Source organism: Microbacterium oryzae (assembly GCF_009735645.1).
GTDB classification, from domain to species: domain Bacteria; phylum Actinomycetota; class Actinomycetes; order Actinomycetales; family Microbacteriaceae; genus Microbacterium; species Microbacterium oryzae.
Window position 1 is genome coordinate 2,992,970 of record NZ_CP032550.1, and the last position, 12,818, is coordinate 3,005,787.

General features: G+C 72.7%; 8 protein-coding genes and 1 other RNA gene. 8 read left to right on the top strand and 1 reads right to left on the bottom strand.

Features of this window, described 5'->3' with window-relative positions; all coding sequences use genetic code 11:
* Positions 1–4 precede the first annotated feature (4 nt).
* Complete coding sequence (locus D7D94_RS13980; protein WP_156243470.1) at positions 5–967, bottom strand: AAA family ATPase; 963 nt, start codon at positions 965–967, stop codon at positions 5–7.
* Between the two features lie 42 nt (positions 968–1,009).
* On the opposite strand from D7D94_RS13980, the gene ffs reads away from it, so the two are divergent.
* The 8 genes from ffs to D7D94_RS14020 all read left to right on the top strand — a co-directional run bounded on the left by ffs (position 1,010) and on the right by D7D94_RS14020 (position 12,771).
* Positions 1,010–1,106, top strand: an RNA gene (ffs, locus tag D7D94_RS13985) — signal recognition particle sRNA small type.
* Positions 1,107–1,167: 61 nt separating this feature from the next.
* Positions 1,168–3,273, top strand: coding sequence for a phosphate acetyltransferase (gene pta, locus D7D94_RS13990; RefSeq protein ID WP_156243194.1), 2,106 nt, complete (start codon positions 1,168–1,170; stop codon positions 3,271–3,273).
* A 2-nt stretch (positions 3,274–3,275) separates the two neighbouring features.
* Entirely contained in the window at positions 3,276–4,511 is a 1,236-nt protein-coding gene (locus D7D94_RS13995; RefSeq protein ID WP_156243195.1) for an acetate/propionate family kinase, read from the top strand.
* Between the two features lie 55 nt (positions 4,512–4,566).
* On the top strand, positions 4,567–5,310 hold the full coding sequence (locus D7D94_RS14000) for a beta-phosphoglucomutase family hydrolase (RefSeq protein ID WP_246171952.1): 744 nt from the start codon (positions 4,567–4,569) through the stop codon (positions 5,308–5,310).
* Positions 5,311–5,378: 68 nt separating this feature from the next.
* Complete coding sequence (locus tag D7D94_RS14005) at positions 5,379–7,895, top strand: glycoside hydrolase family 65 protein (protein WP_156243197.1); 2,517 nt, start codon at positions 5,379–5,381, stop codon at positions 7,893–7,895.
* An 88-nt stretch (positions 7,896–7,983) separates the two neighbouring features.
* Complete coding sequence (locus D7D94_RS14010; protein WP_216648673.1) at positions 7,984–10,734, top strand: DNA polymerase III subunit gamma and tau; 2,751 nt, start codon at positions 7,984–7,986, stop codon at positions 10,732–10,734.
* 40 nt (positions 10,735–10,774) lie between these two features.
* Positions 10,775–11,368 carry a recombination mediator RecR gene (gene recR, locus D7D94_RS14015; RefSeq protein WP_156243199.1) on the top strand — a complete coding sequence of 198 codons (594 nt, stop codon included), beginning with the start codon at positions 10,775–10,777 and terminating at the stop codon, positions 11,366–11,368.
* Positions 11,369–11,463: 95 nt separating this feature from the next.
* Positions 11,464–12,771 carry an aspartate kinase gene (locus D7D94_RS14020; RefSeq protein ID WP_156243200.1) on the top strand — a complete coding sequence of 436 codons (1,308 nt, stop codon included), beginning with the start codon at positions 11,464–11,466 and terminating at the stop codon, positions 12,769–12,771.
* Positions 12,772–12,818: the final 47 nt, after the last annotated feature.

Sequence of the window (12,818 nt, forward strand, 5' to 3'; positions counted from 1 at the left end):
ATCGTCAGCGGGCCGCGGCCAGCGGGACGGGGACCGAGCGCACGATGCGCTCGAGGACGGCGGGCACCACGTCGTCGTCGCCGTGCCGTGCGACGGCGGTCCGCGTGGGGATGAGCCGGTGCGCGAACACGGGCGCGAGCAGGGCCATGAGGTCGTCGGGGATCACGTACTCGCGCCCGTCGAGCGCGGCGCGCACCTTCGCCGCGCGCACGAGCTGGATCGTCGCGCGGGGGCTGGCGCCCAGGCGCAGATCGGGGTGGTGCCGGGTGGCCTGAGCGAGGGCGACCGCGTACTGCTCGATGACGGGCGCGACGTGCACGGAGCGAGCCCAGGCGATGAGGTCCGCGACCGTCCCGACATCCACGACCGCGCGCAGGGCGTCCAGGGGGTCGCCGGTGTCGCGCTGCCGCAGCATCAGCGCCTCGGCCTCCGCGTCGGGGTATCCCATCGAGATGCGCATCATGAACCGATCGCGCTGCGCCTCGGGGAGCGCGTACGTGCCCTCCATCTCCAGGGGGTTCTGCGTCGCCACGACGAGGAACGGCCGGGGGAGGGGATGCGTGCGCCCGTCGACGGTGACCTGCGCCTCCTCCATCGCCTCCAGGAGCGCCGACTGCGTCTTGGGAGAGGACCGGTTGATCTCGTCGGCGATGACGATGTGCGCGAACACCGCGCCCGGCTTGAACTCGAACTCGCGCGTTCCCGGATCGAACACCGACACGCCCGTGACGTCGCTGGGCAGGAGATCCGGCGTGAACTGGATCCGCCGGACGGTCGCCGCGATCGTCGTGGCGAGCGCGCGGGCCAGCTGCGTCTTCCCGACCCCCGGGACGTCCTCGATGAGGAGGTGCCCCTCGGCGAGCAGGGCGGTCACCGCGCTGCGCACGGCCTCGGGCTTCCCGTCGATCACGCGGGAGATCGACGCGGTGATCTCGCCCGACGCCTGCAGGAATCTGTCGGCCGTCATCGTCTCTGGCACGGGCCACCTCGCATTCGGGGTTAGACTATCTCCAGCTCTCCGCGTGGCGGCATCCAGGCCAACTCCCCCAGGACGGAAACGTAGCAAGGGTAACCGGGCTCTGTCGGGTGCGCGGAGAGCCTTTTCATGCCCGGACGGATCCGTCATCTCCCCGTCCCGGCCGCGTTCTCGCCCGTAGGCTGGAGGACGTGGCGAGAAGCATCTACATCACGTCGGCGGAGGGCCACTCCGGCAAGTCAACGGTCGCTCTCGGAGTGCTCGACGCGCTGAGCAGGGCGACGCCCCGCGTGGGCGTCTTCCGCCCCATCGCGCGCTCGACGGATGAGCGGGACTACGTCCTCGAGATGCTCCTCGATCACGACGGCGTCGACCTCGCCTACGACGAGTGCGTCGCGGTCACGTACGACGACGTCCGCGCCGACCCGGAGGCCGCCCTCGCCCGCATCGTCGAGCGCTTCAAGGCCGTCGAGGCCAAGTGCGACGCGGTCGTGGTGCTCGGCAGCGACTACACCGACGTCGGGAGCCCCGCCGAGCTCGCCTACAACGCCCGGGTGGCGGTGAACCTCGGCACGCCGGTGCTCCTCGTGCTCGGCGGGCGCGCGCACCAGGGCGGCAGCGAGCAGCTCGGCACCACCTCGGCGCGCACGCCGGAGGAGGTCGCCCAGATCGCCGCGCTCGCCGTGCCCGAGCTCGCCAGGGAGCGGGCGGAGCTGCTGGCGACCGTCGTGAACCGCGCCGACGACGCGCGCCGCGACGACATCATCCGGGCGGTGCGCCAGGCGACGCCGAGCGCACCGGTGTGGGCGGTCCCCGAGGACCGGATGCTCGTCGCGCCGTCGATGGGCGACGTGCTCCGCGCGGTCGGCGGGCGGCTCATCCACGGCGACGAGGAGCTCCTCACGCGCGAGGCGCTCGGCGTGGTCGTCGCGGCGATGTCGATGGAGAACGTGCTGCCGCGCCTCACCGAGGGCGCCTGCCTCATCGTGCCGGGCGACCGCAGCGAGGTGCTCCTCGCGGCGCTCCTCGCGAACGCCTCCGGCACCTTCCCGTCGATCGCCGGCATCATCCTCAACGGGCCCTTCGACATCCCGGAGTCCGTCTCCCGCCTGCTGGAGGGGCTCGGCTCGCGCCTGCCCGTCATCCGCTCGGAGGGCGACACCTACACCACGGCGGTGCAGGTGATGAGCGCGCGCGGACGGCTGGCGGCGAGCTCGCCGCAGCGGTACAACCTCGCGCTGTCGCTGTTCGAGACCCACGTCGACACCGCCGAGCTCACGCGCGTGCTGGGCGTGGCGCACGCGAGCGTCGTCACGCCGCTGATGTTCGAGTACACGCTGCTGGAGCGCGCGCGCTCCGACCGGCGTCACATCGTGCTGCCGGAGGGCGACGACGACCGCGTGCTGCGGGCGGCGGGCATCCTCCTGCAGCGGGGCGTGGCGCAGCTCACGATCCTGGGCGAGCCGTTCGAGGTGCGTGCCCGGGCCATCGAGCTCGGCGTCGACCTGCGCGACGCGCATGTGCTCAGCCCCTTCGACGCGGTGCACGTGCACAAGTTCGCGACGGAGTACGCCGCGCTGCGCGCGCACAAGGGCATGACCTACGAGCGCGCGGCCGACACCGTCACCGACCCCAGCTACTTCGGCACCATGATGGTGCATCTCGGCCTCGCCGACGGGATGGTGTCGGGAGCCGTCCACACGACGGCCCACACCATCCGCCCCGCGTTCGAGATCATCAAGACGAAGCCGGGCGTCTCGGTCGTCTCCAGCGTCTTCCTCATGGCGCTGGCCGACCGCGTGCTCGTGTACGGCGACTGCGCGGTCATCCCCGACCCCACCAGCGAGCAGCTCGCCGACATCGCCATCTCCTCCGCGGAGACCGCGCGGCAGTTCGGCGTCGAGCCGCGGGTGGCGATGCTGTCGTACTCGACGGGGGAGTCGGGCTCCGGCGCGGACGTCGACAAGGTGCGGGAGGCGACGCGGCTCGCGCGCACGCGCGCGCCGCAGCTGCCGATCGAGGGGCCGATCCAGTACGACGCCGCGGCCGACGCCGCCGTCGCCCGCGCCAAGCTGCCCGACTCGGAGGTCGCGGGGCGCGCGACGGTGTTCGTCTTCCCTGACCTCAACACCGGCAACAACACGTACAAGGCCGTGCAGCGCTCGGCCGGCGCGGTCGCCATCGGGCCGGTCCTCCAGGGCCTCAACAAGCCCATCAACGACCTCTCGCGCGGCGCGCTCGTGGAGGACATCGTGAACACGGTCGCCATCACCGCGATCCAGGCGCAGGGGGAGTGACCATGGGCGGCACGAGCGTTCTCGTCGTCAACAGCGGCTCGTCGTCGTTCAAGTACCAGCTCATCGACATGCAGACCGAGCGCGTGCTCGCCTCGGGCCTCGTGGAGCGGATCGGGCAGGACCGCGGCGCGGCGCGGCACACCGTGCGGTACGCGGCAGGCGCGGGGGAGCCCGCCCCCGCGATCGCGGAGGCGACGCACACCCGCGAGACGGCCATCCCCGATCACACCGCCGGCTTCCGCGTCATGCTCGACGCGTTCGCCGAGCACGGGCCGCTGCTCGATCCCGCCGACCTCGCCGCGGTGGGCCACCGCGTGGTGCACGGCGGCGCGCGCTTCTTCGAGCCCACGGTCGTCACCGATCTCGTGGAGATCAACATCGACGAGCTCTCGGTGCTCGCGCCGCTGCACAATCCCGGTGCGCTCCAGGGCATCAGGGCCGCGCGCCGCGCGTTCCCCGGCGTCGCGCACGTGGCGGTCTTCGACACCGCCTTCCATCAGACGCTGCCGCCCGCCGCCTACACGTACGCCATCGACCGCGAGGTCGCCGCCGCGCACCGCATCCGCCGGTACGGCTTCCACGGCACGAGCCACAAGTACGTCGCCGAGGCCGCCGCCCGCCACGTCGGGCGCCCGCTGACCGAGCTGCGGCAGATCGTGTTCCACCTGGGCAACGGCGCATCGGTCACGGCCGTCGACGGCGGCCGCTCGGTGGAAACGTCGATGGGCATGACCCCGCTCGAGGGGCTGGTGATGGGCACCCGCTCCGGCGACCTCGATCCGGCGGTGCTCTTCCAGCTCGCCCGGCGCGCGGACATGACCACCGGCGAGCTCGACCGGCTGCTGAACACCCGCAGCGGCCTGAAGGGGCTCGCGGGGGTCTCCGACATGCGCGACGTGCAGGAGCGCCGCGCGGCAGGGGACGAGGCCGCGCAGCTCGCGTTCGACGTCTACGTGCACCGCCTGCGCGCCTACGCGGGCGCCTACCTCGCGCAGCTCGGCGGGGTCGACGTCATCTCGTTCACGGCCGGGGTGGGCGAGAACGCGCCGCAGGTGCGGGCGGCGGCGCTCGCGACGCTGGGGTTCGCGGGCGTGGAGATCGACGAGGCCCGCAACGAGAGCGCTTCCCGAGGGGAGATCGCCGTGATCTCGACCGATGCCTCCCGCGTCGCGGTGCTCGTCGTGCCGACCGACGAGGAGCTGGAGATCGCTCGTCAATCCCTGGCCGCCGCGAGTTGAGCGCCACTACGCTGGTCGGACACCGACAGCCCGCGACGGAGGATCTGTGACCTCACTGCCCGATGCGAACCTGCCCGACCTCAGACGCTGCGACGCCGTGCTGTTCGATCTGGACGGGGTGATCACGCCCACGGCCGAGGTGCACATGCACTCGTGGCGCGCCATGTTCGAGGAGCTGTTCGCGCAGTGGGGGATCGAACCCGCCTACACCGACCAGGACTACTTCGACCACCTCGACGGCAAGAAGCGCTACGACGGCGTCGCCACCCTGCTGCGCAGCCGCGACGTCGAGGTCCCGTGGGGAGACCCGTCCGACGATCCGTCGCTCGACACCGTGTGCGGGATCGGCAACCGCAAGAACATCGTGTTCTCGCGCGTGCTGGCCGAGGAGGGGATCGCGGCCTACCCCGGATCCCTCGCGCTGCTCGACGCGCTCGCCGCGGTCGGCACGCCGGTCGCGGTCGTGTCGAGCTCCAAGAACGCGCGGGACGTGCTCACGGCGGCGGGGATCCTCGACCGCTTCCCCGTGATCGTCGACGGGGCGACCGCCGAGCGCGACGGCCTGCCCTCGAAACCCGCGCCCGACATGTTCCTCGCCGGCGCCCGGCAGCTGCAGGCCGTGCCCGCGCGGTCCGCGGTCCTCGAGGACGCGCTGAGCGGGGTCGCGGCGGCCGCCGCGGGCGGCTTCGGACTCGTCATCGGCGTGGATCGCGGCGCGGGAGCGGCGACGCTGACCGCCGCCGGCGCGCACGTGGTCGTCGGCGACCTGGCCGAGCTCGTCGGCCCCGCCACCCGCTAGCGCACGCGGCCGTCCCGGCCACCGCCATCCGCCGCCTTCTCGGCCACCGCCATCCCGGAGCTTCTCGCATGATCGATCGCGACCGATTTCCCATCGACCCCTGGCGTCTCGTGGAGACCCGCTACTCCGAGGAGGACGCGGGCGTCACCGAGACGCTGTTCGCCGTCGGCAACGGCTTCCTCGGCCTCCGGGGCAACTACCCGGAGGGACGCCACGCGCACGAGCACGGCACCTTCATCAACGGGTTCCACGAGACCTGGCCGATCCGCCACGCCGAGAGCGCGTACGGCTTCGCCGAGGTCGGACAGACCATCGTCAACGTGCCCGACCCCAAGGTCATGCGCGTGTACGTGGACGACGAGCCGCTCTCGCTCGACCTCGCCGACGTGCGCGAGTACGAGCGCACGCTGGACTTCCGCGACGGCGTCATGCGGCGCCGGCTGCTGTGGGTCACGCCCTCGGGCAAGGAGGTGCTCCTCGAATCCGACCGTCTCGTGCCCTTCGAGGACCGCCACGTCGCGGTGGAGCGGATGACGGTCACGGTGCGGAACGCCGACGCGCCCGTCACCGTCGACTGCCAGCTCATCAACCGGCAGGACGGGCAGGACGTCTACGGCGGCCATCCGCACGGGCCGGGCGTCGCCGACCCTCGCCGCGCCGAGCGGATCGACGCGGAGCGCGTGCTCCTGCCGCAGGAGCACTGGCAGAACGGCACGCGCACGGCGCTGTCGTACCGCACGGCGTCGTCCGACATGTCGATCGCCGTGCTCGCCGACCACCTCATCGCAACCGACAACGAGCACTCGCACGAGTCCCACCTCGAGCCCGACATCGCCCGCAACGTGTTCCGCGTGGAGGCGAAGGCCGGCGTCCCGGTGACGCTGACGAAGGTCATCAGCTACCACTCCTCGCGCAGCGTGCCGACGGGGGAGCTCATCGACCGCAGCCTCCGCACGCTCGACCGCGTGGTCGCGGCGGGCGTCGAGGGGCTCTACGCCGCCCAGCGGCGCTGGATGGACGACTTCTGGCAGCGCTCGGATGTCCGGATCACGGGGCACGACGACCTGCAGCAGGCGACGCGCTGGTGCCTCCTGCAGCTCGCGATGGCCTCGGCGCGGGCGGACGGGTGGGGCATCCCCGCCAAGGGCGTGACCGGATCCGGGTACAGCGGGCACTACTTCTGGGACACGGAGATCTACATCCTGCCGTTCCTCGCGTACACGACCCCGCTCTGGGCGCGGAACGCCATGCGCATGCGCACGAAGATGCTGCCGGCCGCGCGGCGCCGCGCAGCCAAGATGAGCGAAGCCGGCGCGCTCTACCCCTGGCGCACGATCAACGGCGAGGAGGCGTCGGCGTACTACGCCGCCGGCACCGCGCAGTACCACATCAACGCCGACATCGCCTTCGCCCTGGTGCGCTACGTCCGCGCCACGGGGGATCTCGACTTCATGGCGCGGGAGGGGGCGGACGTCCTCGTCGAGACCGCGCGGATGTGGACGACGCTGGGGTTCTGGCGCCAGAACGAGGGCGAGGAGAGCTTCCACATCCACGGCGTCACCGGCCCCGACGAGTACACGACGGTCGTCAACGACAACCTCTTCACGAACGTCATGGCGCGGTTCAACCTGCGCGCGGCCGCGCAGGTCGTGCGCCTGATGGCCGAGCGAGCGGGGCGCGAGTACCGCGATCTCGTCGACCGGGTGCAGCTCGACCCGGGGGAGCCGGAGGCGTGGGAGCGCGCCGCGGACGCCGTCTACATCCCCTACAACGAGAAGCTCGGGATCAATCCGCAGGACTCGCTGTTCCTCGAGCGCGAGGTGTGGGACGTCGAGAACACGCCGCACGAGCAGCGCCCGCTGCTGCTGCACTTCCACCCGCTCGTCATCTACCGCTTCCAGGTGCTGAAGCAGGCCGACGTCGTGCTGGCGCTGTACCTGCAGGGCGACCAGTTCAGCGCCGAGGAGAAGCTGGCGGACTTCGAGTACTATGACCCGCTGACGACCGGCGACTCGACGCTGTCGGCGGTCGTGCAGTCGATCCTCGCCGCCGAGGTGGGGTACCAGGACCTCGCGCTGGACTACTTCGAGCACGCGCTGTTCGTCGACCTCGCCGACCTGCACGGCAACGCCTCGGACGGCGTGCACGTCGCCTCGGCGGGCGGCGTCTGGACGGCGCTCGTCGCCGGCTTCGGCGGGATGCGCGACCACGACGGCGAGCTCAGCTTCGACCCGCGCCTGCCGCGCGACTGGCCGGAGCTGCAGTACGCGCTCTCGTGGCAGGGATCGCAGCTCGACGTCACGCTGCGCCGTGACGAGATGCGGGTGAAGGTGCGCGCGGGCGACCCCGTCACATTCCGCGTGCGCGGCGCCGTCCACATCGCGAGCGCGGACGCCGAGGCCGTGGTGCCGCTGGCCGACCAGGGGCCGGTCATCCACGGGCGGCCGACCATGCGCAAGTACTCCTCGATGCACAGGGAGGACGGCTCGCATCTCGAGCCCACGCTGCCCCCGGTGACCTCGGCCATCCCGATCGTCGCCGACGACCTGATGGAGCGCGCGACGGATCCGCACTCGCTGGACTGACGCCGATCGGAGCGCCTCCCGGCCGCCCGCACGGGCGGCTGGGAGACCGACCGGGGCGATGTCGGCGGGGAGCCGTAGGCTGGTTTCCGTGACCACAGCCTTGTATCGCCGCTATCGGCCGGAGACCTTCGGGGAGATGATCGGCCAGTCGCAGGTCACGGATCCGCTGATGACCGCGCTGCGCGGAGATCGCATCGGCCACGCCTACCTCTTCTCCGGTCCCCGCGGGTGCGGCAAGACCACGTCGGCCCGCATCCTCGCCCGCTGCCTGAACTGCGCGGAGGGGCCGACCGACGTGCCGTGCGGGCGCTGCGACAGCTGCGTCGAGCTCTCGCGCGCGGGGGGCGGATCGCTCGACGTCGTCGAGATCGATGCCGCCAGCCACAACGGCGTCGACGACGCCCGCGATCTGCGCGAGCGGGCCATCTTCGCGCCCGCGCGCGACCGCTTCAAGATCTTCATCCTCGACGAGGCCCACATGGTCACGCCGCAGGGGTTCAACGCGCTGCTGAAGCTCGTCGAGGAGCCTCCCGCGCACGTGAAGTTCATCTTCGCGACCACCGAGCCCGACAAGGTGATCGGCACCATCCGCTCGCGCACGCATCACTACCCGTTCCGGCTCGTGCCGCCGGCGGCGATGCTCGCTTACGTCGAGAAGCTGTGCGCCGAGGAGGGCGTCTCCGTGGCGCAGGGCGTGCTGCCGCTCGTCGTGCGCGCGGGCGGCGGATCGCCGCGCGACACCCTCTCGATCCTCGACCAGCTCATCGCCGGGTCGGAGAACGCGAGCGTGACCTACGAGCGGGCCGTGGCGCTGCTCGGCTACACGCACGCCGAGCTGCTGGACGAGGTGGTCGACGCGTTCGCCGTCGCCGACGCCGGATCGGCGTTCGGCGCGGTGGACCGGGTCGTGCAGACCGGGCAGGACCCGCGCCGCTTCGTCGACGACCTGCTCGAGCGCCTGCGCGACCTCATCGTCATCGCCGCGACCGGTGCCGGCGCCTCGGCCGTGCTGCGCGGCATCCCCGCTGACGAGCTCGAGCGGATGGGCCAGCAGGCCGACCGCTTCGGCGCGGACCGCCTGTCGCGCGTCGCCGACATCGTCAGCGCCGCCCTCGACGGGATGACCGGCGCGACCTCGCCGCGTCTGCAGCTCGAGCTCATGATCGCGCGGGTGCTCACGCACGGAACGGCGGTCGCCGGCATGGCCGGCGATGCGGGGCGGGGGAGCGGCGCCGCGGCGCCGGCCGGGGCTTCTCGGGGCGCGGGGGCTGCGGCGCCGACCGCGGCGCCGACTGCTGCTCCTGCCGCGGCGCCAACTGCTGCTCCTGCCGCGGCTCCGCAGACGGCGGCTCCGGCTGCGGCGCCCGCTGCCGCTCCTGCCGCTGCCGCTCCTGCCGCTACTGCGCCGGCCGCTGCACCTGCCGCTCCTGCCGTGGCACCTGCACCTGCCGCTGCGCCGGCCGCTGCTGCGGCACCTGCCGCTGCGCCGACTGCTGGTCCTGCCGCCGCTGCGGCCCCGACCGCCGCGCCCACCATGGCTTCGCGGCCGGCTGCCGCCGTGCCCGCGGCTGCTCCCGCGTCGACAGCCGCTCCCGTCGCGTCGCCTGCGGCTCCCGCCGCGGCCTCGCCGAAAGCTCCGGGCACGGAGGCGGCGACAGCTCCGGCTGCGGCAGCGTCCCCGTCGGGAACGGCCGACGACGGGACCGTCCCCGCGGCCGGATGGGCGACCATCCCACCCGGCGGCGACGGCCCGGCCGAAGAGCGCGCGGCCCAGCGGTCGCCAGGGCCGCGCGTGATCGACGACGCGCCGCTTCCCCGTCCCGAGGACGAGCCGCCGTACGACCCCTACGACGAGCCGCCCGTCCGCGACGCCGCTCCTCGGTCGTCGGCCCCCGCGCAGCAGGAGAAGCCGGCCCCCGCGTCGACCGAGCTCACCCTGCCGGCCGTGCAGGCCGTCTGGTCGGGAGTCCTCGCTCGCCTCGAGCACGTGAGCCGGTCGTCCTGGCTCGTCCTGCAGAGCGCTCGCCCGGTCGCCGCGGCGGGCGACGTGCTCACGCTCGCGTTCACGAATCAGCGGGACCTCGCCACCTTCAAGGAGCGCACCCCGCAGGGCGGCGGGGTCAGCGAGGATCTGCGCGGCATCATCCTCGAGGTGCTCGGCGTCCGTGTGAAGTACCTCGCGCGGCACGACGGCGGCGCCGCGGGCGGCCCCGGTGGTGGCGGTTCCGGTGGTCCCGGCTCCGGCCGGCCCGACGGCAGCGGCCCGCAGCAGGGCGCTGCCCCGCAGCAGGGCGCTGCCCCGCAGCAGGGCGCTGCCCCGCAGCAGGGCGCTGCCCCGCAGCAGGGCGCTGCCCCGCAGCAGAGCTCTGCCCCACGGCGGGAGCAGGCTCCGCAGCGGAGCGCACCCGCCGTCGATCGGCCATCCCGCGCCGCCGGCCCCGCGAACGCGGCCGGCGGCGCGCCCGTCGCCGCGGCGGCACCCGTCACCGAGTGGGCGGTCGCCGCCATCCCCGGCGGCGTCGTCGGCACCCTGGCCGTCGACGACGACCCCGAGGAGGCCGCGGTGCCCGTCGACGCACGCGTGGCGGCCCCGGCGCCCGACGGTGGGGTGGTGGCGCCCGCGCCGCTCACCGCCGACGAGGACGACGCGGACCCGGGCGACGTCCCTCCGGAGCCCGCGGAGGCGATCGCCCCGCATCCCGCTCCGCAGCCGCGCGTGCAGGCGCGCAGCGTCGGACCGGACGGCATCCAGCGCTACGGCGAGGCCGTCGTCCGGCAGGTGCTCGGCGCGACCTTCCTCCACGAGGAGCCCTACGAGCCGCCCACGCGGTTCGCCTGATCCTCTCCTCACCTCTTCCTCGTAAGGACACCACCCCGGTATGTACGACGGCATCGTCCAGGAGCTGATCGACGAGCTCGGTCGCCTCCCCGGCATCGGCCCGAAGTCCGCCCAGCGCATCGCGTTCCACATCCTGCAGACGCCGACCTTCGACGTGTCACGGCTCTCCGTGCTCCTGCGCGAGGTGCGCGAGCGGGTGAAGTTCTGCGAGATCTGCGGCAACGTCTCCGAGAGCGACACCTGCGGCATCTGCCGCGACCCGCGCCGCGACACCTCGCTCATCTGCGTCGTGGAGGACGCGAAGGACGTCGCCGCCATCGAGCGCACGCGCGAGTTCCGTGGCCGCTACCACGTGCTCGGCGGCGCCATCAGCCCCATCGCCGGGATCGGCCCCGACGACCTGCGCATCCAGCAGCTCATGACGCGACTGGCGGATGGCACGGTGCAGGAGGTCATCCTCGCCACCAACCCGAACCTCGAGGGCGAGGCCACCGCCGCCTACCTCAGCCGGCTGCTGACGGCGCTCGACATCGCGGTGTCGCGCCTGGCGTCGGGGCTCCCCGTCGGGGGCGACCTCGAGTACGCCGACGAGGTGACGCTCGGCCGCGCGTTCGAAGGGCGCCGCCGCCTGTAACGGGTATGTCCGCGGCAGCATGCGGGCTTCTCTAGGATTGACGGGTGGACGCGGTCGGCGTCCGCTCACCCCGCGAACGCATCGAGGAGCATCACGTGGCGCTGATCGTCCAGAAGTTCGGCGGCTCGTCCGTGGCCGACGCCGAGAGCATCAAGCGCGTCGCCAAACGCATCGCCGACACCCGCCGCGCCGGTCACGACGTCGTCGTGGCGGTGAGCGCGATGGGCGACACCACCGACGAGCTGCTCGACCTGGCCTCCCAGGTGGCGCCGATGCCCGCGCCGCGCGAGCTCGACATGCTGCTCTCCAGCGGAGAGCGCATCTCGATGGCCCTCCTGGCCATGGCCATCCACTCGATGGGGTACGAGGCGCGTTCGTTCACGGGCAGCCAGGCCGGCATGATCACGACCGCCGACCACGGTTCGGCGCGGATCGTCGACGTCACGCCCGTGCGCCTGCGCGCGGCGCTCGACGACGGCGCCGTGGTCATCGTCGCCGGCTTCCAGGGGTTCAATCGCGACACCAAGGACATCACCACGCTCGGCCGCGGCGGCTCGGACACGACCGCGGTCGCGCTCGCCGCCGCGCTCGACGCCGACGTGTGCGAGATCTACAGCGACGTCGACGGCATCTTCACCGCCGACCCGCGCGTGGTCCCGCTGGCCCGAAAGCTCGGGCACATCACGGCGGAGGAGATGCTCGAGCTCGCCGCCAACGGCGCGAAGGTGCTCTACATCCGCGCCGTCGAGTACGCCCGCCGCCACGGCGTGCTCATCCACGCCCGGTCGACCTTCACGTCGAACGAGGGCACCTATGTTCTGGGCGAGGGGATGAAGGCCCCCCGCGATGCCAAGGGAGAGACCATGTCGGACGACGCCATCGGAATGGAAGAGCCGGTCGTCGCCGGTGTCGCCATCGACCGCAGCCAGGCCAAGATCACGGTGCTCGGGGTTCCCGACGTCCCGGGCTCCGCCGCGGCGATCTTCACGCTCGTCGCGAAGACCGGCGCGAACATCGACATGATCGTGCAGAACGTGCAGTCGGCGAAGGCCGGCCGCACCGACATCTCCTTCACGCTGCCGAAGCAGTCCGCCGCCGACGTGGCGAAGGCGCTCACGGCCGCGCAGGACGAGGTCGGCTTCGAGAACCTCGTCTACGACGACCAGGTCGGCAAGCTCTCGGTGGTCGGCGCGGGCATGCGCACGCACGCCGGCGTCTCGCTGACCCTGTTCGAGGCGCTGAGCGGGGCGGGCATCAACATCGAGATGATCTCCACGAGCGAGATCCGCATCTCGGTCATCCTCCGCGACACCGAGCTCGACGAGGCCGCGCGCGTGGTGCACAGCGCCTACGGCCTCGACGGCGAGATCGAGGCGACCGTCTACGCGGGAACCGGCCGCTGACATCCTCTCGGCGAAGGCCCCGACCCTCCGCGGTCGGGGCCTTCGCC

Excerpts from the sequence above, each read along its gene's own strand:
- recR (WP_156243199.1), top strand. The coding sequence starts at position 10,775 with ATGTACGACGGCATCGTCCAGGAGCTGATCGACGAGCTCGGTCGCCTC.
- D7D94_RS13980 (WP_156243470.1), bottom strand. The coding sequence starts at position 967 with ATGACGGCCGACAGATTCCTGCAGGCGTCGGGCGAGATCACCGCGTCG.
- D7D94_RS14005 (WP_156243197.1), top strand. The coding sequence starts at position 5,379 with ATGATCGATCGCGACCGATTTCCCATCGACCCCTGGCGTCTCGTGGAG.
- D7D94_RS13995 (WP_156243195.1), top strand. The coding sequence starts at position 3,276 with ATGGGCGGCACGAGCGTTCTCGTCGTCAACAGCGGCTCGTCGTCGTTC.